This is a genomic window from Candidatus Pseudoscillospira sp. SGI.172 (genome assembly GCF_050313575.1).
GTDB lineage: Bacteria > Bacillota > Clostridia > Oscillospirales > Oscillospiraceae > Vermiculatibacterium.
The window spans coordinates 21,196-42,036 of sequence record NZ_JBNPLQ010000012.1; the positions used below are offsets into that span (position 1 = coordinate 21,196).

Annotated in this window: 27 protein-coding genes and 1 riboswitch; of the genes, 2 read left to right on the plus strand and 25 right to left on the minus strand. The window is 62.6% G+C overall.

Going from position 1 to position 20,841, the window contains the following annotated elements; all coding sequences use genetic code 11:
- Positions 1 to 21: 21 nt before the first annotated feature.
- Positions 22 to 1,227, minus strand: a complete 1,206-nt coding sequence (gene hemW / locus ACQRD3_RS06370) for a radical SAM family heme chaperone HemW (RefSeq protein WP_427780494.1) — start codon at positions 1,225 to 1,227, stop codon at positions 22 to 24.
- 161 nt (positions 1,228 to 1,388) lie between these two features.
- On the opposite strand from hemW, the gene ACQRD3_RS06375 reads away from it, so the two are divergent.
- Complete coding sequence (locus ACQRD3_RS06375; protein ID WP_080907887.1) at positions 1,389 to 2,324, plus strand: RluA family pseudouridine synthase; 936 nt, start codon at positions 1,389 to 1,391, stop codon at positions 2,322 to 2,324.
- Positions 2,325 to 2,463: 139 nt separating this feature from the next.
- Here the strand turns inward: ACQRD3_RS06375 and ACQRD3_RS06380 are convergent, their stop codons facing one another.
- The 3 genes from ACQRD3_RS06380 to ACQRD3_RS06390 form a co-directional block, all read right to left on the minus strand.
- Positions 2,464 to 2,769, minus strand: coding sequence for a hypothetical protein (locus tag ACQRD3_RS06380; RefSeq protein ID WP_427780497.1), 306 nt, complete (start codon positions 2,767 to 2,769; stop codon positions 2,464 to 2,466).
- Positions 2,770 to 2,852: 83 nt separating this feature from the next.
- Complete coding sequence (gene feoB / locus ACQRD3_RS06385; protein WP_080907885.1) at positions 2,853 to 5,000, minus strand: ferrous iron transport protein B; 2,148 nt, start codon at positions 4,998 to 5,000, stop codon at positions 2,853 to 2,855.
- A 13-nt stretch (positions 5,001 to 5,013) separates the two neighbouring features.
- Positions 5,014 to 5,250, minus strand: coding sequence for a FeoA family protein (locus tag ACQRD3_RS06390; protein ID WP_080907884.1), 237 nt, complete (start codon positions 5,248 to 5,250; stop codon positions 5,014 to 5,016).
- An 83-nt stretch (positions 5,251 to 5,333) separates the two neighbouring features.
- On the opposite strand from ACQRD3_RS06390, the gene ACQRD3_RS06395 reads away from it, so the two are divergent.
- Positions 5,334 to 5,771: a metal-dependent transcriptional regulator gene (locus ACQRD3_RS06395; RefSeq protein ID WP_427780499.1), complete on the plus strand. Its 438-nt coding sequence runs from the start codon at positions 5,334 to 5,336 to the stop codon at positions 5,769 to 5,771.
- Positions 5,772 to 5,810: 39 nt separating this feature from the next.
- On the opposite strand, the gene ACQRD3_RS06400 is transcribed toward ACQRD3_RS06395, so the two are convergent.
- From ACQRD3_RS06400 to prfA, 21 genes are all read right to left on the minus strand, one after another.
- Positions 5,811 to 6,266, minus strand: coding sequence for a GAF domain-containing protein (locus tag ACQRD3_RS06400; RefSeq protein ID WP_080907882.1), 456 nt, complete (start codon positions 6,264 to 6,266; stop codon positions 5,811 to 5,813).
- A 14-nt stretch (positions 6,267 to 6,280) separates the two neighbouring features.
- Positions 6,281 to 6,712 carry an arsenate reductase ArsC gene (locus ACQRD3_RS06405; RefSeq protein ID WP_427780501.1) on the minus strand — a complete coding sequence of 144 codons (432 nt, stop codon included), beginning with the start codon at positions 6,710 to 6,712 and terminating at the stop codon, positions 6,281 to 6,283.
- The gene (locus tag ACQRD3_RS06410) at positions 6,709 to 7,047 is read right to left on the minus strand and encodes a thioredoxin family protein (protein WP_080907880.1); all 339 of its coding nucleotides are present in this window, start codon (positions 7,045 to 7,047) and stop codon (positions 6,709 to 6,711) included. Before ACQRD3_RS06410 ends, ACQRD3_RS06405 begins: the two co-directional genes overlap by 4 nt.
- Before the next feature lie 12 nt (positions 7,048 to 7,059).
- A complete protein-coding gene (locus tag ACQRD3_RS06415) occupies positions 7,060 to 8,064 on the minus strand; it encodes a permease (RefSeq protein ID WP_427780503.1) in 1,005 nt (334 codons plus the stop codon).
- Positions 8,043 to 8,354: an ArsR/SmtB family transcription factor gene (locus tag ACQRD3_RS06420; protein WP_080907878.1), complete on the minus strand. Its 312-nt coding sequence runs from the start codon at positions 8,352 to 8,354 to the stop codon at positions 8,043 to 8,045. Before ACQRD3_RS06420 ends, ACQRD3_RS06415 begins: the two co-directional genes overlap by 22 nt.
- Positions 8,355 to 8,379: 25 nt before the next feature.
- Positions 8,380 to 8,541, minus strand: coding sequence for a hypothetical protein (locus tag ACQRD3_RS06425; protein ID WP_158082962.1), 162 nt, complete (start codon positions 8,539 to 8,541; stop codon positions 8,380 to 8,382).
- Positions 8,532 to 9,236 carry an energy-coupling factor transporter transmembrane component T family protein gene (locus tag ACQRD3_RS06430; protein WP_427780505.1) on the minus strand — a complete coding sequence of 235 codons (705 nt, stop codon included), beginning with the start codon at positions 9,234 to 9,236 and terminating at the stop codon, positions 8,532 to 8,534. The genes ACQRD3_RS06425 and ACQRD3_RS06430 overlap by 10 nt, the downstream gene beginning before the upstream one ends.
- Positions 9,211 to 10,638, minus strand: coding sequence for an ABC transporter ATP-binding protein (locus tag ACQRD3_RS06435; RefSeq protein WP_080907876.1), 1,428 nt, complete (start codon positions 10,636 to 10,638; stop codon positions 9,211 to 9,213). Before ACQRD3_RS06435 ends, ACQRD3_RS06430 begins: the two co-directional genes overlap by 26 nt.
- Positions 10,635 to 11,513: an ABC transporter substrate-binding protein gene (locus ACQRD3_RS06440; protein ID WP_080907875.1), complete on the minus strand. Its 879-nt coding sequence runs from the start codon at positions 11,511 to 11,513 to the stop codon at positions 10,635 to 10,637. The genes ACQRD3_RS06435 and ACQRD3_RS06440 overlap by 4 nt, the downstream gene beginning before the upstream one ends.
- Before the next feature lies 1 nt (position 11,514).
- The gene (locus ACQRD3_RS06445; RefSeq protein WP_427780507.1) at positions 11,515 to 12,132 is read right to left on the minus strand and encodes an ECF transporter S component; all 618 of its coding nucleotides are present in this window, start codon (positions 12,130 to 12,132) and stop codon (positions 11,515 to 11,517) included.
- Between the two features lie 66 nt (positions 12,133 to 12,198).
- A riboswitch (TPP riboswitch) is annotated at positions 12,199 to 12,309 on the minus strand.
- Between the two features lie 60 nt (positions 12,310 to 12,369).
- Positions 12,370 to 12,927: a Fe-S-containing hydro-lyase gene (locus tag ACQRD3_RS06450; protein WP_080907874.1), complete on the minus strand. Its 558-nt coding sequence runs from the start codon at positions 12,925 to 12,927 to the stop codon at positions 12,370 to 12,372.
- Positions 12,924 to 13,604 carry a hypothetical protein gene (locus ACQRD3_RS06455; protein ID WP_427780510.1) on the minus strand — a complete coding sequence of 227 codons (681 nt, stop codon included), beginning with the start codon at positions 13,602 to 13,604 and terminating at the stop codon, positions 12,924 to 12,926. Before ACQRD3_RS06455 ends, ACQRD3_RS06450 begins: the two co-directional genes overlap by 4 nt.
- A gap of 349 nt (positions 13,605 to 13,953) precedes the next feature.
- Complete coding sequence (locus ACQRD3_RS06460) at positions 13,954 to 15,363, minus strand: aminopeptidase (protein ID WP_427780512.1); 1,410 nt, start codon at positions 15,361 to 15,363, stop codon at positions 13,954 to 13,956.
- A 93-nt stretch (positions 15,364 to 15,456) separates the two neighbouring features.
- On the minus strand, positions 15,457 to 16,047 hold the full coding sequence (coaE, locus tag ACQRD3_RS06465) for a dephospho-CoA kinase (RefSeq protein WP_427780514.1): 591 nt from the start codon (positions 16,045 to 16,047) through the stop codon (positions 15,457 to 15,459).
- A complete protein-coding gene (locus ACQRD3_RS06470; RefSeq protein WP_427780516.1) occupies positions 16,044 to 16,523 on the minus strand; it encodes a hypothetical protein in 480 nt (159 codons plus the stop codon). The genes coaE and ACQRD3_RS06470 overlap by 4 nt, the downstream gene beginning before the upstream one ends.
- Entirely contained in the window at positions 16,520 to 17,248 is a 729-nt protein-coding gene (locus ACQRD3_RS06475) for a hypothetical protein (RefSeq protein WP_080907869.1), read from the minus strand. Before ACQRD3_RS06475 ends, ACQRD3_RS06470 begins: the two co-directional genes overlap by 4 nt.
- Positions 17,248 to 17,847 carry a hydrolase gene (locus ACQRD3_RS06480; RefSeq protein ID WP_080907868.1) on the minus strand — a complete coding sequence of 200 codons (600 nt, stop codon included), beginning with the start codon at positions 17,845 to 17,847 and terminating at the stop codon, positions 17,248 to 17,250. Before ACQRD3_RS06480 ends, ACQRD3_RS06475 begins: the two co-directional genes overlap by 1 nt.
- 69 nt (positions 17,848 to 17,916) lie before the next feature.
- Positions 17,917 to 18,399: a GNAT family N-acetyltransferase gene (locus ACQRD3_RS06485; RefSeq protein WP_427780517.1), complete on the minus strand. Its 483-nt coding sequence runs from the start codon at positions 18,397 to 18,399 to the stop codon at positions 17,917 to 17,919.
- Positions 18,400 to 18,404: 5 nt separating this feature from the next.
- Positions 18,405 to 19,421 (minus strand): L-threonylcarbamoyladenylate synthase, encoded by a 1,017-nt coding sequence (locus tag ACQRD3_RS06490; RefSeq protein ID WP_427780545.1) that lies wholly within the window; start codon positions 19,419 to 19,421, stop codon positions 18,405 to 18,407.
- Between the two features lie 19 nt (positions 19,422 to 19,440).
- A complete protein-coding gene (locus ACQRD3_RS06495; RefSeq protein WP_427780519.1) occupies positions 19,441 to 19,746 on the minus strand; it encodes a hypothetical protein in 306 nt (101 codons plus the stop codon).
- 26 nt (positions 19,747 to 19,772) lie between these two features.
- On the minus strand, positions 19,773 to 20,834 hold the full coding sequence (gene prfA, locus ACQRD3_RS06500; RefSeq protein WP_427780521.1) for a peptide chain release factor 1: 1,062 nt from the start codon (positions 20,832 to 20,834) through the stop codon (positions 19,773 to 19,775).
- Positions 20,835 to 20,841 lie beyond the last annotated feature (7 nt).

Genomic DNA, 20,841 nt, shown 5'->3' on the forward strand with positions numbered 1-20,841 from the left:
CGGGCCCTCTGGAACAAAATGTTATTTTTCCTTCAGAAGTTTCCCCTCCGCCCGCAGCCGGGGCAGAGTGGTCTGCAAAGTGGCCGCCTCCTGAATGGTGAGCAGATCCCCAATCAGCTGGTTGGAGACCAGAAAACCCTTGGGCGTCAGGTACCACCGCCGGTCCCGTCGGGCCGCCCAGCCCTGGCGCTCATACTCCTCCAGCTTCTGCTCCAGGGGGTCGAAGTTGAGAGAGAACTCCCGGCGATACTCCCACTCCTCAATGCCGCGGGTGGTCCGCAGCCGCAGCATGAGGTATTCGCTGCCCCGCTCCCGCCGGGGAATGAGCTCCGACTCGTCAATGACCGGACCGCCCCCCAGAATACCGGAGACATAGCGGTCCAGATTTCGCACAAAGGAGTAGCGCCGCCCTCCGAAATCGGAGTGCGCACCCGGGCCAAAACCGACATAGGGCCGCCCCATCCAGTATTTCAGGTTGTGTCTGGATTGAAAACCGGGCTTGGCGAAATTGGATATCTCGTACTGGACATAGCCCGCCTGGGTCAGGCGATCCACCATCCACAGGTACATGTCGGCCTGGGCGTCGTCATCTGGGAGAACCTCTCCCCGGGTCACCCGGCCGTCCAGAGGCGTGCCCGGCTCCACCTTCAGCCCGTAGCAGGACAGGTGTTCCGGCCGTAGGGCCAGCGCAGCCTCCACGCTCCGGCGCCAGCTCTCCTGATCCTGTCCGGGCAGGCCATAGATCAGATCGAGAGAGAGATTCTTGATCCGGGCTTTCCGGGCCGCGGCCACCGCTCCGGTGACCTCAGAGAAGTTGTGGAGACGGTGGACGGCGGCCAGTTCTCCGTCGCATGCCGACTGCATCCCCAGAGACAGCCGGTTTACCCCGGCCCTGCGGAGCGCCCCCAGCAGCGGCGCTCCCGCGCTCTCCGGGTTTGCCTCGCAGGTGATCTCGGCGTCCCGGGTCAGGTCGAAACGGCGGCGCACCTCCCGCAGCAGCGCTGTAAGTCGCTTGGCCCCGAACACCGTGGGCGTGCCTCCGCCGATGTATACCGTGTCCACCTGCCAGCCTCTGGTGAGAGGGGCTGTCTCTTTGATGTGGGCTGCCACAGCCTTCAGATAGTCATCCATGACCGACTCCCGATCCGGCAGAGAGTAAAAATCACAATAATCGCACTTGGCGCGGCAAAATGGGATATGGATGTAGATCCCCAATTTTTCCCCCATTGAAATCACCTCGTTTTCGTGCGCACGGCCCCGCCGCGCACAAAGGCCGTTTCCGGCCGACTGAATGAAAATATTATACTCTTTTTTCGGCCGCTTGGAAAGAGCTTTTCCTTACCGGTACCGGCGAGATGTCATTTTTTTCGTTTTGTGATATAATAAAAATGATATACCTTTACATCCCGTACCCGCTGCCATGGGCAGGAAAGGAGAGAGACACCCTGCGCTACCTCGATTTTACCGTCACGCCTGAGGAGGAGGGCCGCCGGGTGGATGCCATTCTCCGCCATCATGGCCTGTCCACCTCCGCCGTACGCCGCGCCAAGCACCGCCCCCGGGGGCTTCTGGTGGATGGGGAGGACATCTACACCAGCTATCCGGTCCACGCCGGACAGACCGTCTCCATCCTGGCCGACGACAAAGCCCCCTCCGACATCGTCCCCTTTGACGGCCCTGTGGACATCCGCTGGGAGGATGACGACCTGCTGGTGGTGGACAAGCCTGCCGGGCTCACCGTCCATCCCTGCGCCGGAAACTGGGAGGATTCTCTGGGGGCCCGGCTGGTGGCCTATTATCGCCGCATCGGCCTCTCCGCCGGCTTTCATCCGGTCCACCGCCTTGACAAAGGCACCTCCGGCCTGATGGCGGTGGCCAAACACCCCGCCGCTCAGCACGCCCTCACTTCCGCGCTCCACTCGGGAGCGTTTTATCGGGAATATCTGGCAGTGTGCGAGGGGACGCCTGTCCCGCCCTCCGGGGTGATCGACGCCCCCCTGGGCCGGTCGGAGGACTCCTTCCTCCGTCAGGTGGTCCGCCCCGACGGAAAACCGGCCCGCACCCACTACGAGATCCTCCGGCCGGGATCTCCCTTCTCCCTGGTGCGGCTGGTTCTGGACACCGGGCGCACCCATCAGATCCGGGTCCATATGGCCTATCTGGGCCACCCGCTGGCGGGAGATTTTCTCTACGGTACCGAGCGGCCGGAACTCATCTCCCGCCCCGCGCTCCACTCAGCCCGGCTGGCACTGACCCAGCCCTTTACCGGAGAGCGTCTGGTCTTTACTTCCCCGCTTCCCCCGGACATGTCGGAGCTGGCCTGAAGCGCGAACACACCGCAAATCCAAGCTCGAGATATTGAAAGCCTGTGGCGATGGCCGCCACAGGCTTTCAATATCGCGGAAATGGCTTGGAGCTTCAAGTCATTTCGGTATTCCAGCACCCCTCGGGTGGATCTCTCGGTCACGGCAGAAAGCAGCTTTCGTGGATCACGTCTGCTGATAAACTCACCGGGCCCAGGTTGCGGCAGACTCCAACGCTCCGCCAAAGATGCCCCCGCCGGGATATTGCAATATAATGGGCTGCTTTTTCCCATACCTCGGGGGAATCGCTCTGCTTAGGTAAATATCTCTGGAGCTGCGGCAGTGTTTTTCCCCCGACCGCACCCGGAATGTCTGAAATATAGTCGAGGTTCAAACGGTTCCTCAGTGCCTCCAGCAGTTGGTCGGCGTCCTGATTGGGGAAATCCCCGGCATCTGTGTCCTCCAAGGTTTCCAGCCCCTCTCTCAAGCCGGATTTCAAACGAGGGCCACGGCACGATATGCATCCGCGCCGCTCTCTCCGGGCACAGCTCAGGCAAATACCCTTGCCGCGGCGGTGAACACAACGCACAGGACGATCCCGACCCCTGTCGGGATCGCGGCCGCGAGCGCCGTCCATTTCCAGCTTCCCGTCTCCTTTTTAATGGTGAGCAGCGTGGTGGAACAGGGCCAGTGGTTGAGGGAAAACAGCATCATGCTCACTGCGGTGATCCAGGTCCAGCCGTTTTCCACAAACAGGGTCTTCATCTGGGCGAGACTGTCGAGTTCCAGAATACTCCCCTGGGCCATGTACGCCATGATAATAATAGGAACAACGATCTCATTTGCAGGGAAACCCAAAATAAACGCGATGAGAATAACCCCGTCCAGCCCCATCAAACGGGCAAATGGGTCCAGAAATGCGGCGCAGTGGCGGAGGATGCTGGCGTCGCCAATCACAATGTTGGCCATAAGCCAAATCACAAGCCCGGCGGGGGCCGCCACCGAAACGGCGCGCCCGAGCACAAAAAGCGTCCTGTCGAAAATAGAGTGGACAATGACCCTGCCGATCTGCGGCTTCCGATACGGCGGGAGCTCCAGCGTAAAGGAGGACGGGATCCCTTTGAGCAGCGTTTTTGACAGTGCCTTTGTCACCGCAAAAGTCGTCGCCACACCAAGTACGATAATCATTGTCAAAAGCAGCGCAGACAAGAGCGATGTAAGTGCCCCGCCCCCCGTCCCCACAAAAAACATGGTGAGAATGGCGATCAAGGTGGGAAATCTCCCGTTACATGGCACAAAGTTGTTTGTGAGGATCGCCAAAAGCCGCTCCCGCGGGGAGTCGATGATCCGGCAGCCGATGATTCCAGCCGCATTGCAGCCAAATCCCATGCACATAGACAGCGCCTGTTTGCCGCACGCACAGCATTTTTTAAACGGCTGATCCAGATTATACGCCACCCGCGGAAGGTATCCCGCATCCTCAAGAAGGGTAAAGAGCGGGAAAAATATGGCCATGGGCGGCAGCATAACGGACACCACCCAAGCCAGGACCCGATAGACACCCAGCACCAGCACACCGTGAAGCCATTCCGGCGCATGCAGATAGGTGAAAAGCTCCGTCAGTCTGTCCTGCACCCAAAACAGGCCGTCGGACAGGATCTGAGACGGATAGTTGGCCCCCGTGATCGTGAGCCAGAAGATCAGGGCCAGAAGGGCCAGCATGACGGGATACCCCGTGAGCTTGCTGGTCAGGATGTGATCCAGTCTGCGGTCGGAGGCTGCATATTGGCGGTTTTCAAAGATGATCGCCCCGCGGCAGACCTCCTCCGCACTTTTCACCAGGGAGGAGACGATCCGATCCTTGAACTGGTCTCCGGTTTCAACGCCCTGTCGGGCCAGCTGCGCCTTTGCCTCCGCCAGAGCATCCGAAAGCTCCTGATCCTGCAAAAACGCAGTTCCTAAGTACGCGTTGATCTCGCGGATCAGGGATTCGTCCTGATCCAGCAGCTTTAGACTGAGCCATCTGCTGTTCAGTTTTCCGCCGCACTTTTCCTTGACGACCGGCTCCAGCAGGGCCACAGACGACTCAATGCTCTCCGGGTAGCGAACGCGCAGCGGCGTGCCGCCCCCGCCGTCTGAGACCACATCGTCCAGGGCCTCCATCAGCTGAGACAGGCTTTTCTTCTTGTGCGCGGTGGCCCCAACCACCGGGACCCCCAGCCTTTGAGACAGCAGCGGCAGATCGATTCGGATATTTTTTCGTTTGGCCTCATCCATCAGATTGACGCAGACCACCACACGGTCCGAGATCTCGAGGGTCTGTAAAACCAGATTGAGGTTGCGCTCCAGGCAGGTGGCATCGCACACGACCACTACGGCGTCCGGTGCGCCGAAGCAGATGAAGTTTCGCGCCACCTCCTCCTCCGCGGAATGGGCCATCAGCGAGTATGTCCCCGGGATATCCACCATGACGTAGGACTGCCTCTTTGTGGCGCAGTAGCCCTGCGCGTTGGCAACCGTTTTCCCGGGCCAGTTTCCTGTGTGCTGATTCATTCCGGTCAGGCTGTTGAACACGGTGCTTTTTCCCACATTGGGATTTCCCGCCAACGCGACCACTTGATCCTCCGGAGTCTGCTTTTGAATCACCAGGCCGGAATCCACCGCTTTGATCCCGACAGAACTGTTTGTCAGCCCCATTCCGTCACCCCGCTTATGACGCGTGAATTAAAATGTTGCCGCAGTCCTCCGAGCGGATGGCGATGACTGCTCCCCGAATCAGAAATGCGGACGGATCGCCGCCGGGGCTTCTTCCCAGGCACTCCACCTCCGTATTTTCAATCAGGCCGATATCCAGCAGCCTGCGCCGCATGCTCCCGGTGGAGCGCAGCGCGGCAACAACGGCGTGTTGACCTGGTTTTATATCATTCAGACAAATATGCTGACTCATAACATAAGCACCTTTCGAATAGTTTTAGGTGAAGGAAACTTCCCGTCATCATACTATTCCATACGGAAAAAAAGGTGAGCGCTATGAAGGAGACCGATGGGTTTTACACCCTGAAGGGCTACTCCCTTCAGGAGAAGGGTCAGATGACAAATGCCATGGAGGACTACCTGGAGATGATCTCCCGCCTCTCACTGGAGGGCAGGCGGATCCGGGTGAACGACCTTTCAAAAATGCTGCACGTCAAATCCCCTTCCGTGACCAAAATGGTGCAGCACCTGGCCCAGGCCGGATATTTACAGACTGAGAAATACGGGGATATCTCCCTGACGGAGAAAGGCCGCACGGCCGGCAGCTATCTGCTCCATCGGCACGATGTGCTCCAGCGGTTTCTGTGTTTCCTGAATCACACGGAAAATGAACTGGAACAGGTTGAGAAGATCGAGCATTTTTTAAATGAAAACACCATAAAAAATTTGGAGCTGCTCATCCAGCAGCTCCAAAAAAATAATTTTTCGCGCTAAAAACCACAGCCGCTTTCCCCGTTCCCGGCTCACACCGGCTCAGTCAAAGGTAAGATACCGCTCCAGGGTCTCAACAAAGGCGGTCAGCCCTTCCTCATCCTTGTGGCTAAAACGGTCCGGTATCGGGCTGTCGAGATCCAGCACCGCCACCACTGCTCCGTTTTTACGGATGGGTACCACGATCTCCGCGTTAGAAGCGCAGTCGCAGGCGATATGCCCAGGAAAACGATGGACGTCCGCCACCCGCTGCACCTGATTTTCCCGCACCGCCGCGCCACACACACCACGGCCCACCGCGATCCGAATGCAGGCGGGCTTTCCTTGAAAGGGCCCCAGTACAAGCGCCCCGCCCCGCATGAAATAGAAACCGGCCCAGTTGATGTCCGGCAGGGCCTCCCATAGCAGCGCCGAGGCGTTGGCCAGCAGCGGAACATAAAAAGGCTCCTCCTCGCAAAGGGCGCGCAGCTGCTCGGTCAGCAGTTTGTAATCTGTCATAGGTTCCTCCCTCTTCAATCCCCGGACTGCGGGAGCCGCCCCTGCTCCCCTTGGGAAAGGCGGTCCCTCAGCTCCAGGATCTTCTGCTCAATCCGGCGTATGGTACGGACCAGTTCTTCCTCCCCCCTGCCAGTGGGATCCTCTATGCCCCAGTCCTCCCGGAACCGGCAGGGAACGTCCGGACACTCCACATTGCAGCCCATCGTGACCGCCGCATCCACCTGCGGCAGCGCAGACAACAGCTTTGGCTTCTGGGGCTCCTCCATATCGATCCCGTAGAGCTGCTTCATCACCCGCACCGCGTCCGGATCGATCCCGGCCTTGACAACCGTCCCGGCAGACCAGCTTTCAAACACATCCCGGGCGTAATACCTGCCCAGCGCCTCAGCGATCTGACTGCGGCAGGCGTTATGGACGCAGAGAAACGCCACCCTGGGTTTTCTCATGCCTTCTCCCGGGCCTTCCGAAGAAGCCGCGCCGCCTCATCCTTTTTCAGCACCTTGCCGTAAGAGACCACTTTGCCGTCCACCACCAGCGCAGGAGTACTCATCACGCCGTATGCGGCGATTTGAGAAAAATCCGTCACATGCTCAACTTCCTCCGCGATCTCCAGCTCCGCCATCGCCTCCTTCACCGCCGCTTCCAGCGCATTACACTTGGCGCAGCCGGAACCCAGGACCCGAATGCCGCTCTCCGAGGGCTGAGTCATTTTTTCCCGGGCGATCTTCCCGCAGCAGCAGGCCCCCGGCTTTTCCGCTTTCTTGATTGGAAACAGTCTCATGGCTTTTCCTCCTTAAATGAGCAAAAATTGAACCTCATTGAACAGGTAGCCCACCAAGATGATGCCGGCGGTGCAGATACCGATAAAAAGGCTCAGGAGTTTCGGTTTGACCGCCTTGCGCAGCATAATGATAGACGGCAGAGACAATGTGGTGACCGCCATCATGAAGGACAGGATGGTACCCAGCTGTGCGCCTTTGTAGAGCAGCGCCTCCGCCACCGGTATGGTACCAAAGATATCCGCATACATGGGGACACCGATCAGCGTAGCCAGAATGACTCCGAAGGGATTCCGGCTGCCCAGTACGGCCTCGATCCAGCTTTCCGGGATCCAGTTGTGAATGACTGCCCCAATGCCCACCCCCACCAGAAGGTAGGGCAGCACCTTTCGAAACGTGGAACTCACCTGATCCCGGGCATACTCCAGCCGCTCTCTGCGGGTCAGATCAGGCGAGTCGATCTCCACCGCACCGGCGCTGCGGATAAAATCCTCCACATAGGGCTCCATATGCAGCCTCTCGATGAGCGTTCCGCCCGCCACCGCCACCACAAGTCCTACCGCCACGTAGACCAGCGCCACCCGGGTGCCGAAAATGCTCATGAGTAAAACCAGACTTCCCAGATCCACCATGGGGGACGAGATCAAAAACGAAAACGTCACCCCCAGCGGCAGCCCCGCACTGGTGAAGCCGATAAACAGCGGGATCGAGGAGCAGGAGCAGAAGGGGGTCACCGTTCCCAGCAGCGCCGCCATACCGTTGGCCCACACCCCGTGAAAGCGCCCCATGATCTTTTTACTCCGCTCCGGCGGGAAATAGCTTTGAATATAAGAGATCAAAAAGATCAGGCAGCACAGCAGAATGGTAATTTTCAGCACGTCGTAGAGGAAAAATTGTACGCTGCCGCCCAGCCGGCCGGTGACGTCCAGCCCAAGGAAGGTCAGCAGTTGGCCTACCAGCGCGTTGAGCCATTTCATCCCCAGCACCTGGTTTTGGATCAAATCCCAGAGCACAGACATCCGTCCCCCTCTTCTCCCTGTTCACAGGAGAGTCCCTCAAAAAAATGCTTCAGTTCCCCCAGCGTCTCCCCGTTGAGGGAGTAATGGCTCCACCGCCCCTCCCTCCGAACTTCCACCAATCCGCACTCACACAGGATCTTCATGTGGTGGGAAAGGGTCGGCTGAGTGATCTCAAACCGCTCCAGCAGTTTGCAGGCACACTTCTCCCCGCCGGACAGCATCTGTATGATCTGCAGGCGGTTGCTGTCTCCCAGCGCCCGACAGAGCAGCGCCACATCCATGGAACTCATTGATATCCCTCACATTCACAATAGTCTATGTAATAATATATGCATTACATTGATGATTGTCAATCTTTTTTCCAAAATTCGTAATGCCGCAAGCGGGCAGGCCCCCGCTCAACGCCTCCTGCAAAAAAGAGGAACGCCCCATTCCAGGAATGAGACGTTCCTTTTCCGCATCCTTTGCTACTTCCACAGTGCCGCCGCCAGCGGCAGCAGCACACAGCCGCAGAGCAGCGCAGCCCAGTCCCGGCGGCGCAGCCGGGACCGGGCAAACTCCGACCGCTCCGCCCCGCTGGAAAAACCCTTGGACTCCATGGCGACCGACAGCTCCTCCGACCAGCGCACCGCCTTGACCAACAGGGGCTTTAAAAGCGCGGGGGACATGGGAGCCACCCGAATGCCCCGGGCCCGGAAGGCCGCTTTCGTGCGGCGGTATTCCCGGGCGGCCTGGGGAAAGATGCCCCAGGCCGCCAGAAGGCCGTAGGCGAACACCTGGGGCAGTCGGAACCGCCGCTGAAAGGAGCGCACCATGTCCACCCGGTCGGTGGTGAGGGCAAAGAGAAGGCCCAGGCCCGCATAGGCCAGCACCCGGCTGGACAGGGTGAGGCCGTTCCAGAGCGCGCTGTCCCCAATGTGCAGGGTCTCTGTCCGGAAGGGCAGCGCTCCGTCGGCGGAAAAGCGGTAACCGGTAAAAAACATGCCCGCCGCCGTCAGCAGGACCGGCAGGAGCAGGAGCCCCATCGTTTTTCCCCGCACCCGGGAGATCAGCATCCAGCCCACCGCCAGAAAGAAGGCCGCCAGATTCCACACCGGGTCGTGCCGGGCGGCCAGCACAAAGGTAGCGCACAGCAGGGAGACAAACTTACAGGCCGGATCCAGCGTACGCATGCAGCGCTCCCTCCCTCAGTTCCCAAATTTCGTCGGCATAGTCCTCCGCCAGCTGCCGGTCGTGGGTGGAGAACACCAGCGCCACGCCGTGTTCCCGGGCCTGCCTGCACAAAGCGTCCATGATGGCCCGGGTGTTGTTCCGGTCCTGGGCGTAGGTGGGCTCGTCGCAGATCAGGGCCTTGCAGGGATACGCCATCAGCGCCGCCACCCCCAGCCGCCGCTGCTGGCCCTGGCTGAGCAGGTAGGGGGAGATGTCCCGATAGCGCCAAAGGCCGATCTTCCGCAGAATGGCCTCGCTCTGCTCCCCCGCGCGGGGATCCCCGCGCAGTCCCACGGTGATCTCCTCCCGAACGGTGTCGCTGACGAACTGATCCTGCGGATTTTGGGTGACAAAGCCCACTTTGCCCAGGTCGGCCCGGCGCAGACGCCGCAGCTCCCGCCCTTCCAAGAGCGCCTGGCCCTTGTAGGGATAAAGGCCGGAAAGGGCCCCGAACAGACTGCTCTTTCCGCAGCCGCTCTCCCCCACCACCGCATAAATGCACCCGGCGCGGAAGGCTGCGTTCACCCCTTTTAAAATGGCGTTCTGCCCGTGGGAGAGGGTCAGCCCCCGCAGCTCCAGGACCACCTCCCCCGGCTCGGCCGGGGCGAGCGCCGGGGCATAGGAACGGCCGGGGACGATGACGCCCAGCGCCTCCAGCGTCTCGGGGGTCAGGCCGGCGGGTTCCATCCGCTCCGGCCTCAAAAGGCCGCCCTCCATGACCCGCACGGTGTCGGCCACCGCCAGCCAGTTGTCCAGCCGGTGATCCACCGCCAGGATCCCCATCCCCCGCTCCCGGTGGAGCTGACGCAGCTTGGCGGCGATGGCCCGGGCGGAGGCGTCGTCGATGTTGGCAAAGGGCTCGTCCAACAGGAGCCACCGTGGCTCCAATGCCGTCAGGCAGGCCAGCATCACCTTCTGCCGCTCCCCCCCGGACAGGCTCAGCAGGGCCCGCTCCTTCAGATGCGGAATCCCACAGAACTCCAGTGCCTCATCCAGACGGGCTTCGATCTTCTCCGGCGGCGTGCGGATGTTTTCCAGGCAGAACACCAGCTCGTTCTTCACGGTGTCCATGCAGAACTGGAGCTCTGGGTTTTGAAACATCATCCCCACCCGCCTGCACCGCTCCGGCGGTGCCAGCGCCCCCGGCTCCTCCCCGTCCACGGTCACCCGCCCCCGCCGCACCACGCCGGCGCTGTGAGGATAGGCCCCGGCGGCGAGATAGAGCAGGGTGGATTTCCCGCAGCCCGAGGCCCCGGTGAGCACCGTGATCTCCTCCGCGTCAAACTCCGCCGTCAGGCCCGGGAGCACGGCCCGGCGGTCTGCGAAATAAGAAAACTCCAGATCTTCAAACCGGATGCTCATGAGAAATAGGCGTTGGTAAACTCGCCGTCCCGGCGCCGGGAGATCACCCCCGCCTCCACCAGGAAATCGGCCATTCGATCCCAGCGCTGAGGGGCGATCCGTCCCCAGCGGCCCTGATCGTCCAGCAAAATGGGAGCCAGGTGCTTCTGGCTGCGGGTCAGCAGTGCGTCGGAGGCATCGGCAGGCAGGAGATCCCGCACCTCCAGGACGGTGCCCTCCGGGTCGCAGGCCACCTCCCGATAGGCCCGGTCCAGCACGGACAGGAAGGTCCGCACCGCCGCGGGCCGCTCCCGGAGCACCTGATGGGTGGCAGCCATGGCCGGGGCGCAGAAATCGAAGATGGGATCCACATCCCCCAGATTGAAATAGTTGATCTCCTTCCCCGCCTCCAGCAGGACTTGATTTTCCCAATTTTCGTAGACCCACGTGGCGTCGGCCACCGACCCCAGAGTGGCGGTGATGTCGCCCACATCCAGGTTGACCAGTTGAATTTTATCGTAATCGCCGCCGTCCTTCTCCACCACCCGGCGGATGGCGGCGTGGAACCAGGCGGGGGTCCAGTGGGTCAGGCGCTTGCCCTCCAGCTCCCGGGGACGGGTGATGCCCGCCTCCTTCAGAGAGACGATGCCCGAATCACACTTCTGGGTCATCACCGCCACGCCGGTGAGCCCGATCCCCCGTTCCAGACACTCCAGCATGGCGATCTCCGGACCGCACACAAAGTCGGCCCCGTGGAGCTCCATGGAGCCGTGGACCTCTCCGTCGATCTCCACATCCAATCCCGCCGCCCGGAACCAGCCCCGCTTCTGCGCCAGCAGATAGCCGGTGTGATTGGTGTTGGGGAACCAGTCCAGAACAACCTTCAAATGTTCCATATTATGAGTCCTCCTCATCGTAGATGGTCCCGATCCGGGCGGTGGCTCCAATGGCATAGCTCTTTACTGCACCGGTGCGGGCCAGGGCGTCGCCCACCAGTTTGCAGAGCACCCCGGAGAAGAGCACCGCGCTGAGAAAGCGCACGGCCAGCTGGGCCGCCAGGAGGGCGGGAGAGAGCAGATAGTAACTGAGGTAGTAGAGCTCATAGCAGAAGATGAACACCGCGGAGAAAATCCCCGCCAGGGACATGGAGCCCAGATCCCACTTTTTGTAACGGAACAGGGCGAAGGCAAGCTCGGCTCCCAGTCCCTGGATGACGCCGGTAAGCACCACGGTCAGGCCCCCGGCGTTGCCCATGAGCAGCTCCACCGCGGCGGCCAGCACCTCGGTAATGAGGGCCACGCCGGGTTTGCGGATGAGATAGGCGGCCAGAGTGGCGGCCATGAACCACACTCCGTAGATGAGCTCAAAGGCGAAGTTGGACAGTCCCAGCGGGGTCAGTGCGGTGGACAGCACCAGGCCGCCCTGAAACACCGCCAGATACACCGCCGAGAACACCACCCCCAGAATGGCCATCAGGATGACGTCCTTGAGTTCCCATTGCTTCTTTGTTTTCACGCTTGTTTTCCTCCTTGCAAAAAATAAAAGCCGCACAGCCTTCGCTGAGCGACTTTTATGCGCAAAAACAAATCCGCGCGACTCTCCCTACGATGGCATTACCCAACAGGTTCCATGGGTCATGGGCGGTATCAGCCCAAATCTCAGCCGGTTGCCCCGGCCCCCCCAGATTCAATTGTGCGGTCTTTCAAACATTATTTATACCACACTTCGTGCTTTCTCGCAAGAATTTTTTCCTCAACGCCGGTACTGCTTCCGGCCGATCCGATAGAGGTCGTTCCCCTGGGCGTCGATGGCTACGGTGAGGGGCAGATCCTCCACCACCATCTTTTTCACCGACTCACAGCCCAGCTCATCGAAGGCCACCACCTCCGCCGAGCGGATACACCTGGCAATGAGGGCCCCCGCCCCCCCCACTGCGGCAAAGTAGGCCGCGCCGTTGCGGACGATGGCCTCCGCCACTGCCGGGCTCCGCTCTCCCTTGCCGATCATGGCCGCCAGCCCCAAGTCCAGCAGCCGGGGGGCAAAGGCGTCCATCCGGCCGGAGGTGGTGGGACCGCAGGCTCCCACCGCCATTCCCTGCTGTCCGGGGGTGGGTCCGGCGTAATAGATCACCGCGTCCCGCAGCGGGATCGGCAGGGACTCGCCCCGGTCCAGCAGCTCAAAAAATCGCTTGTGGGCGGCGTCCCGGGCCGTGTAGATCACCCCGGAGAGGAGCACCCGGTCTCCGGCCCGCAGGGTTCCCATCGCCTGGCGGAGGCCGCCGCTCTCCAGGCGCTTCACCTCGCCGCTCATCTGCGCTCCAAAGGAAGGGGCTGGGGGGCCTTGGGTCCGGTCAGCTTTCCCAGGCTCTCCCGCAGGGCCTTCAGTTCCGCATCCCGGGCCGCCAGCTCGGCCGGACGGCCCTTCAGCGTCCGAGCCGCCTGCTCCAGCTCTCCGGACACCTGTTCCACCGACGCGTTCAAATCGGCACGCAGGCCGTCATAGGCCTTTTGGAGCTGATCGAGCCAGCTCTCCAGCTCCGCCTTGGTCTGCTTGACCTTGGCCTTGGCCTCCGCCTCGATGGCCTGGGCCCGGCTGTGGGCCTCCAGCTCGATCCCGGCGGTGCGGTCCTTCAGCCCGGCGTAAGCCGCGGCGGCAGGGGTGAGCTTCCGGATCTCCCCATTGAGCGCCTCCACCTGCCCCGCCAGCTCAGCGCGCTGAGCGCTCTCCCGGGCAAGGGTCTCAGACCGGGCGGCCAGATCGGCCGCCAGCCGGCGGTTCTCCTCCTCCAGAGCGCTCAGCTTCTCCTCCCGCTCCGCCGCCTGCGCCTCGGCGCCGGCCCGGGCCTGTCGGGCCTCCTCCAGCTCCCGCTGAAGGGCGGAGAGCTTCTCAGCGTGGTCCCTGGCGCTGGTCTCCAGATAGGCCAGCACATCCTGCTTTTGGAATCCGCCGAACGCCGCCGTGCGGAACTGCAACTCTGTCTCACTCATGGAGGTTCCTCCCTGATTCCAGATTATGATATGGTATCATATCACATTTTTCGACGCCTGGCAACGAAAGAAAATCCCGCCCCCTCAAACGGGAGACGGGATTTGAGGCTGTCGAAAAAGTGGCTTCGCCACTTTTCCGAGCAGGATGCAGCCCGTCGCGCGCACGCATGGTCGCCTTTGGCGGACCATGCGCACACTTACGGGCCGAAATGTGTTTTCTGCCACGTACACGCCGCGGCAGAAAACGGATCCCACCGCTTTCGCGCCTGCGGGCGCGAAACTCTGCGAGGCTTTTTCGACAGGCTGAAATCCCGCCCCCCAAAACGGGAGGCGGGATTTCCAGGCAGGCTCAGTGGGCCTGATAGACCGCCTTCATGCCCTTGTAGGTCATGTAGCAGTCCAGCTTTCCGGTGGTCTCAAAGGGAGAGTGCATGCTCAGCACAGGCACGCCCGCGTCCAGCGTGTCGATGTCCCGCTCGGCCATATAGACCGCCACGGTACCGCCGCCGCCGGCGTCCACCGCGCCCAGCTCGGACATCTGCCAGATCACTCCGGCGTCGTCCAGGGTGCGGCGGACAAAGCCAACCACCTCGGCGGAAGCGTCGGACGCGCCCGACTTGCCCCGCGCACCGGTGTATTTGCAGAAGCCCATGCCGTAGTTCACCCGGGCGGCGTTGTACTTGTCGTAGACCGAAGCGAAGTTGGGATCGTAAGCTGCCGTCACGTCGGAAGAGAGACAGAAGGAGTGCTCGTAGCAGACCTTCAGCGCCACCCGCTGGGCGTCGCAGAGATCGCTCATAAAGGTGTCGAAGGCCGCGGACTTCATGCCGGACACACCCTCAGAGCCGATCTCCTCCTTGTCCGCCAGCATGCACACCGCAGTGTGGGCGGGGCGCTCGGTCTCCAGCAGGGCCGCCAGGGAGGCATAGGCGCACACCCGGTCGTCCTGGCCGTAGGCCCCGATGAGGGAGCGGTCAAAGCCGATGTCGCTGGCCCGGAAGGCGGGCACGGCCTCCAGCTCAGCGGAGATAAAGTCGGCCTCCACCAGGCCGTACTTCTGATTGAGGATATCCAGAATGGCCAGCTTCACCCGATCCGAGCCGTCGTCATCCTTGAAGGGACGGGAGCCCACCAGAATATTCAGGCTCTCGCCGGGGATGGCCTCTCCCAGGGGCTTCTTGGACTGCTCGGCCCCCAGGTGGGGAAGCAGGTCGTCCACGGTGAACAGGGGATCTCCCGGGCAGGTGCCGATGGCCACCTTCACGGTGGAGCCGTCCTTCTTCACGATGACGCCGTGGAGCTCCAGAGGGATGGTCACCCACTGATACTTCCGAATTCCGCCGTAGTAGTGGGTCTTGAGGAAGGCCATCTCACTGTCCTCATAGAGAGGCTCGGGCTTCAGATCCAGGCGTGGGGAGTCGATGTGGGCCGCGCCGATGGACACGCCGTCGGCCAGGGGCTTGTCTCCAATGACGGCCAGCATGATGGCCTTGCCCCGGTTTACCCGGTAGAACTTGTCGCCGGGGTTGGCGGACATGCCCCGGGTGAAGGGCACAAATCCCTTGGCCTGGGCCAGCCGTACCACCTCGTCCACCGCCTCCCGCTCGGTCTTGGCGGCATCCAGGAACTTCTTATACTCCTCACAGTAGGACTGCATGGCCGCCTCGTCCTCGGGGGTGAGCCGGTCGTAGCCGTTCTTTCGATCGTCCAGCAGAGCCTCCCGGCGGAGCTGGGCAGGGGTCTTTTCCTTTTCTTCCATGACAATTACCTCCTTGTCAATTTCACTGTCTCCAAAATAGCATGCAATTATGAACATTTCTACTGCGGAAGGAAAATTCTCCGACCCGGGCTGTCACAGGAGCTGCTCAAAGAGCACCTTTGCCCGGGAGGCAAAGGTCTCCGGGGTGTCCATTTCGGTGTTTTCCAGCACATAGTCGCTGTGGCTGCGGAAAAATTCATCGGAGGGCTGGGCCCGGACCCGGCGAAGGGCATAGGCCTCGTCAATCCCGTCCCGGGCCATAATACGCTTGACCCGCAGCGGCTCCGGGGCCAGCACAGACACCACCGCGTCACACTTTTCCCCCGCACCGCTTTCCACAAGGGCAATGGCATCGATGGCGGCGGCGGGCCGCCCTTCCCGCCGGGCCAGCTCGATCCGCCGGTCCAGCTCAGCCATGATGTAGGGGTGGGTAAGCTCATTGAGCTCTCCCAGCCGGTCCGGATAGACCGCTCCGGCCAGCTTCCGCCGGTCTATTTTGCCCTGTTCGGCCAAAATATCCGTCCCGAAGGCAGACACCAGGGCCTCTTTCATGCCTTCGTTCTCCAAAAGCAGTCCGTGATACACGGCGTCGGCGTCCAGCACCTCGGCTCCCAAAGCCCGCAGGGCGTTCAGCGCCGTGGTCTTTCCCGCCCCCGTGGGGCCGGTAATGCCAAAAATCTTCACTCGTTCAGCTCCTTCGGCGGCCATAGGTATCCCGCGGAAAAGGCCGCGGCCAGCAGGACGAGCCCCATCAGCTCCATCCCCAGGAAGGTGGCCTGGCCAAAGTAGTTGGGCCGGGTCTCGAACAGCGGGGCAAGCCGGGCGGTATAGATCACAAAGATGTTGAACATCTGGCTGAAGCCCGCCAGCGCCGCGCTCCGCGCCTCACTGCTCACAAAGAGGAACTGCCACAGGTAGACCGCCGCCTCGGCCGCCACCACCCAGTGGGTCAGCGCCAGGGAGGGCAGATACCCCAGCGCCTTGGCCCGGCACTTCCGCCCCGCCTGATACCAGAAGAACAGCTCGGCCAGCGGCAGGCCGTACCAAACGAGGCCGCTCAGCAGGGGGATCTCGCTCCAGACCAGAATGGAGGCGTTGAAGAGCCAGCCCACCGCCGGAGGCACCAGGGACAGCAGCAGCTTCCAGACGCTCTTTCTCACACCGCTGCCTCCTTACCTGCTGTTTTCAGCGCTTTTCGAATGGCAGCCGCCAGGATCAGATTCACCACGGGGAAAAAGCAGAGGATCCCCCACAGTACCGTTTTCCCCGGGGACGTCCTTTGAACCGCCGCGCTCCGCAGGACGCCGTGGAGCAGAAAGAGAGACTGTGCGGTCCAGAACAGGCCGATGACCCAGGCGGCCAGCAGGATGACCGGGTCCAGCATCCAGGCCACCAGTGCCACGTGGAACACCAAATGGCACATGGGCCAGAGCGCCGCCACCGCCAGAGGATAAAGAGGAACCATCCAAAACGGCCCCTCAAATACCTGCTGAAGGGCTAGAGATGCCGCCGCATATCCCCCAATCAACAATATTTGCAGCGGCAGGCCCAGAGCCAGTCCGTCGGCCAGAAGCCGGGCCGCTTTGTCCGACGTTCCGCCTTTCTTTCGGCCCAGCGGGCACAGGTGGGCCTTCCCCACGACATAGAGCGCGAACAGGTTTCCGACAAGGGCCAGAACCCCCGCCCCCACCCACGTACTCAGGCGGGGCGTTCCACCTGCCGTCTCCACCAACGCCGCCAGAACCAGGGCCGCTGCGTAGACCACCGCCGTCAAATAGAGAACGCCCGTCACGATCAGTCCTACGGGGTGGGTCAGACTGATCTTCCCCTTCCAGTCAAGCCCCGCCAGCGCAAGAAGGGTCAGGGCCCCCAGCAGGGCGGCCATCAGGTGTTGGCGGCCACCGCCGCCTCGATGGCGTCTTCGCTCTCCTGCATGGCCTTCAGGGTCTTTTCCAGCAGGGCGTCCAGTTCCCAGCCCAGCAGTTCGGCCCCCTGGGCGATGGTGTCCCGGGAGCAGCCGGCGGCAAATTTCCGGTCCTTGAACTTCTTTTTCAAGCTCTTGAGCTCCATATCCCTGGTGGACTTGGAGGGCCGCATCAGCGCCGCGGCGCCGATGAGCCCGGTGAGCTCGTCGCAGGCGAAGAGCACCTTCTCCATCTCCGCCTCGGGCCTGGCGTCAGTGCCCGTCATGCCCCAGCCGTGACAGGCCACGGCGTGGATGAACTCCGGGGTGCATCCGGCGTCCCCCAGCAGCTCCGCCGCCTTGACGCAGTGCTCCTCGGGCCACTGCTCAAAGTCCACATCATGGAGCAGCCCGACCAGAGCCCAGAACTCCGCCTCATCGGCGCGGCCCAGGTCCCCCGCCATCCACTCCATCACCGCGCTGACCGTCAGCCCGTGGCGGAGATGGAAGGGGTCGGAATTGTAAGTTTTCAACAGTTTCAGGGCCTCATCCCGGCTGAGACCCGCCGTCAGTACGGACATGCATGCCACTCCCATTCTCTATTTTTTAGGGTCCGCCCCTCTTCGAAGCCGGTTGCCCGTTTCCTCAGCTCAAAAGGTCAATCGCATCTCATGCCAGACTGCGCCCCCGTGCTCCGAGGGAGACAGTCCCTCGTCCACAAAGCCGAAGCCGCCGTAATAAGACACCAGCGCCTCTTTGCAGGTCAGAACCAGCCCCTTGCGCCCCTGCGCCCGGGCGTCCGAAATGGCCCGGCGCAGCAGTAGTCCGGCCAGGCCCCGCCGCCGGAACTCCGGCAGGGTGTTGACGCCAAAGATCATCTGCCACGCTCCGCTTTCCCGGTGGAGCATGGCCCGGGCGTACATCTCATCGGTGAGGTGGGGCTCATCGGTGACCATTCCGTTGACAAAGCTGACCAGACGCCCCTCTTCCTCCAGCAGCCAGAAGTGGCCGGGATAACAGGCCAGCCGCTCCCGGAACTCCGCCCGGGTGGCCGCCTCCGCCGGCGGAAAGCAGCGCGCCTCCACCTCGCTCACCCGGTCCAGGTCCTCCAGTGTGGCTGTTCTGATCTGCACTTGACTCACCCCAGTTCGATAATGTGGAATCCGGCCGCCTTGTTCAGGCGGTTGGTCACCGCCAACCCGATGCCGCTGTCGTCGGGGGACTGGGCCCAGATGTCGGTCACCGGCAAATGGTCAAAGGCCCGCAGGGCGTCGAAAATGCGCCGGGCCTGCTCCGCCTGATCGGCCGCCGGGCCGATGGTCTCCACCGGATGGCCCCGGAAATACCCCCGGTACTCGTCAAAACAGATGACGCCGCTGGCCTCCCCCATCCGGGCTGCGATGTAGCCCGCCGTCTCGTCCGGATCCCCCTTCACCACGGTGACAGGGGCCTTGGGGGCGTAGTGGCGGTACTTCATGCCGGGGGCTTTGGGGTGTTCTCCGGGGGCCATGAGGCGGCGGACAGCCTCATCCACCGCCACCTCCCCCAGGGCGTCCTCCAGCTCCTCCAATGTCACCCCGCCGGGGCGGAGAAGCCGGGGCGGGGTCACGGTGAGGTCGACGATGGTGGACTCCACCCCCACCGCGCAGGGGCCCGCGTCCACGATGGCCTGGATCTTTCCATCCATATCCTCCAGCATGGCCGCCGCCGTGGTGGGGCTGGGGCGGCCGGAGGTGTTGCCCGAGGGGGCGGCCACCGGCACGTCGGCCAGGGCGATGATCTCCCGGGTAACGGCGCAGTCGGGACAGCGCATCCCCACCGTGTCCAGCCCCGCGGTGGCGGCGTCCGGGACGATGGCCTTCCGCTTCAGGATCATGGTCAGCGGCCCCGGCCAGAAGCGGTCGGCCAGCGTTTTGGCCTGGGGCGGGATATCCTCGCAGAAGCGCCCCAGCCAGTCGGCGGAGGGGATGTGCAGGATGAGGGGATTGTCCTGGGGGCGGCCCTTGGCCGTAAAAATCCGCCCCACCGCCGCCGGGTCCAGCCCGTTGGCCCCCAGGCCGTAAACGGTCTCTGTGGGAATGCCCAGCAGCCCGCCGCACCGGATCACCCGGGCCGCGTCGGAGGCGTCGGCCGGGGTCAGACGCTTGGTTTCCATGGTTGTCACCTGATCTCTCTTATTCGTAGATACCCACCGGCGTCCCCGCCAGCTCGATGGTGGTCTTGGGGTCAAACCCGGCCCGCTGGAGATAGGCCTTCACCGCCATGATGCCGTACTTGGGGTTGATCTTCTCATCCTCCAGCTCCAGCTCCACAAAGCCGCGCTCCCCTTCCTGCCCGGAGGCCAGCAGCCAGCCGTCGTCCTCCAGCACCTCGTCCAGGCCGCGCCGCAGCGCCGCCAGGTCCATCTCTCCGGGCAGTTCCGGAAAATCAATGCGCAGTTCCATCGTTCTTCTGTCTCCCTTTTCATTGTTTCGTTTCATTCGCCGTTCCGGAAGGAAGGTTTCCCTCACTGGGTCTCCCGCTCCAGCCGCTCGGCCTGGTCGGCCGTGATGAGCGCGTCCAGGATCTCATCCAGGTCGCCGTTCATCACCGCGTCCAGCTTGTAGAGGGTCAATCCCACCCGGTGGTCGGTGAGCCTCCCCTGGGGAAAGTTGTAGGTCCGCACCCGCTCGTTGCGCATCCCGGAGCCCACCTGGCTCCGGCGCTGGGCCGCGTGGGCGCCCTCCACCCGCTCCCGCTCCTGCTCGTAGAGCCGGGAGGCCAGGATGCGCATGGCCTTCTCCCGATTCTGGAACTGGCTGCGCTCCTGCTGGCACTCCACCACCATGCCGCTGGGCTTGTGGATGAGCCGGACGGCGGAGGAGGTCTTGTTGATGTGCTGCCCCCCCGCGCCGGAGGAGCGGAACACCTGCATCTCGATGTCGGCGGGATCCAGCTTGACATCCACCTCTTCCATCTCGGGCAGCACCGCCACCGTGGCGGTGGAGGTGTGGACCCGCCCGCCGGACTCGGTCTCGGGCACCCGCTGGACCCGGTGGACGCCGCTTTCAAATTTCAGCCGGGAGAAGGCCCCATCCCCCTGGATGGTAAAGCAGATCTCCTTGATCCCGCCAAGCTCGGTCTCGCTGACGCTGTCCACCTCTACGCCCCAGCGCCTGGCCTCCGCGTACATGGCGTACATCCGGTAGAGCGAGGCGGCAAAGAGGGCGGCCTCCTCCCCCCCCACCCCTGCCCGGATCTCCACGATGACGTTTTTGCCGTCGTTGGGGTCCCGGGGGAGCAGCAGGATCTTCAGCTTATCCTCCAGCGCGGGCAGCGCCTCCCTGGCGGCGGCGTACTCCTCCCGGGCTATCTCCCCCAGCTCCGGGTCGGAGAGCAGGCTCTCCGCCTCGGCCAGCTCGGCCCGGGCTTTTTCGCAGTCCCGGTAGGCCTCCATCAGCGGGGCCAGCTCGGCCCGCTCCTTGTTGAGCCTGGCCGCCAGGGCGGGGTCGCCGTAGGTGGCGGGGTCGGCCAGCCGGGCCTCCACCTCCTGATAGCGCTGTTCAATGGTTTTCAGCTTATCCAGCATAATATCC

Excerpts from the sequence above, each read along its gene's own strand:
- hemW (WP_427780494.1), bottom strand. The coding sequence starts at position 1,227 with ATGGGGGAAAAATTGGGGATCTACATCCATATCCCATTTTGCCGCGCC.
- ACQRD3_RS06375 (WP_080907887.1), top strand. The coding sequence starts at position 1,389 with ATGATATACCTTTACATCCCGTACCCGCTGCCATGGGCAGGAAAGGAG.
- feoB (WP_080907885.1), bottom strand. The coding sequence starts at position 5,000 with ATGGGGCTGACAAACAGTTCTGTCGGGATCAAAGCGGTGGATTCCGGC.
- ACQRD3_RS06390 (WP_080907884.1), bottom strand. The coding sequence starts at position 5,250 with ATGAGTCAGCATATTTGTCTGAATGATATAAAACCAGGTCAACACGCC.
- ACQRD3_RS06395 (WP_427780499.1), top strand. The coding sequence starts at position 5,334 with ATGAAGGAGACCGATGGGTTTTACACCCTGAAGGGCTACTCCCTTCAG.
- ACQRD3_RS06400 (WP_080907882.1), bottom strand. The coding sequence starts at position 6,266 with ATGACAGATTACAAACTGCTGACCGAGCAGCTGCGCGCCCTTTGCGAG.
- ACQRD3_RS06405 (WP_427780501.1), bottom strand. The coding sequence starts at position 6,712 with ATGAGAAAACCCAGGGTGGCGTTTCTCTGCGTCCATAACGCCTGCCGC.
- ACQRD3_RS06410 (WP_080907880.1), bottom strand. The coding sequence starts at position 7,047 with ATGAGACTGTTTCCAATCAAGAAAGCGGAAAAGCCGGGGGCCTGCTGC.
- ACQRD3_RS06415 (WP_427780503.1), bottom strand. The coding sequence starts at position 8,064 with ATGTCTGTGCTCTGGGATTTGATCCAAAACCAGGTGCTGGGGATGAAA.
- ACQRD3_RS06420 (WP_080907878.1), bottom strand. The coding sequence starts at position 8,354 with ATGAGTTCCATGGATGTGGCGCTGCTCTGTCGGGCGCTGGGAGACAGC.
- ACQRD3_RS06430 (WP_427780505.1), bottom strand. The coding sequence starts at position 9,236 with ATGCGTACGCTGGATCCGGCCTGTAAGTTTGTCTCCCTGCTGTGCGCT.
- ACQRD3_RS06435 (WP_080907876.1), bottom strand. The coding sequence starts at position 10,638 with ATGAGCATCCGGTTTGAAGATCTGGAGTTTTCTTATTTCGCAGACCGC.
- ACQRD3_RS06440 (WP_080907875.1), bottom strand. The coding sequence starts at position 11,513 with ATGGAACATTTGAAGGTTGTTCTGGACTGGTTCCCCAACACCAATCAC.
- ACQRD3_RS06450 (WP_080907874.1), bottom strand. The coding sequence starts at position 12,927 with ATGAGCGGCGAGGTGAAGCGCCTGGAGAGCGGCGGCCTCCGCCAGGCG.
- ACQRD3_RS06455 (WP_427780510.1), bottom strand. The coding sequence starts at position 13,604 with ATGAGTGAGACAGAGTTGCAGTTCCGCACGGCGGCGTTCGGCGGATTC.
- ACQRD3_RS06460 (WP_427780512.1), bottom strand. The coding sequence starts at position 15,363 with ATGGAAGAAAAGGAAAAGACCCCTGCCCAGCTCCGCCGGGAGGCTCTG.
- ACQRD3_RS06475 (WP_080907869.1), bottom strand. The coding sequence starts at position 17,248 with ATGGCCGCCCTGCTGGGGGCCCTGACCCTTCTTGCGCTGGCGGGGCTT.
- ACQRD3_RS06480 (WP_080907868.1), bottom strand. The coding sequence starts at position 17,847 with ATGTCCGTACTGACGGCGGGTCTCAGCCGGGATGAGGCCCTGAAACTG.
- ACQRD3_RS06490 (WP_427780545.1), bottom strand. The coding sequence starts at position 19,421 with ATGGAAACCAAGCGTCTGACCCCGGCCGACGCCTCCGACGCGGCCCGG.
- ACQRD3_RS06495 (WP_427780519.1), bottom strand. The coding sequence starts at position 19,746 with ATGAAACGAAACAATGAAAAGGGAGACAGAAGAACGATGGAACTGCGC.
- prfA (WP_427780521.1), bottom strand. The coding sequence starts at position 20,834 with ATGCTGGATAAGCTGAAAACCATTGAACAGCGCTATCAGGAGGTGGAG.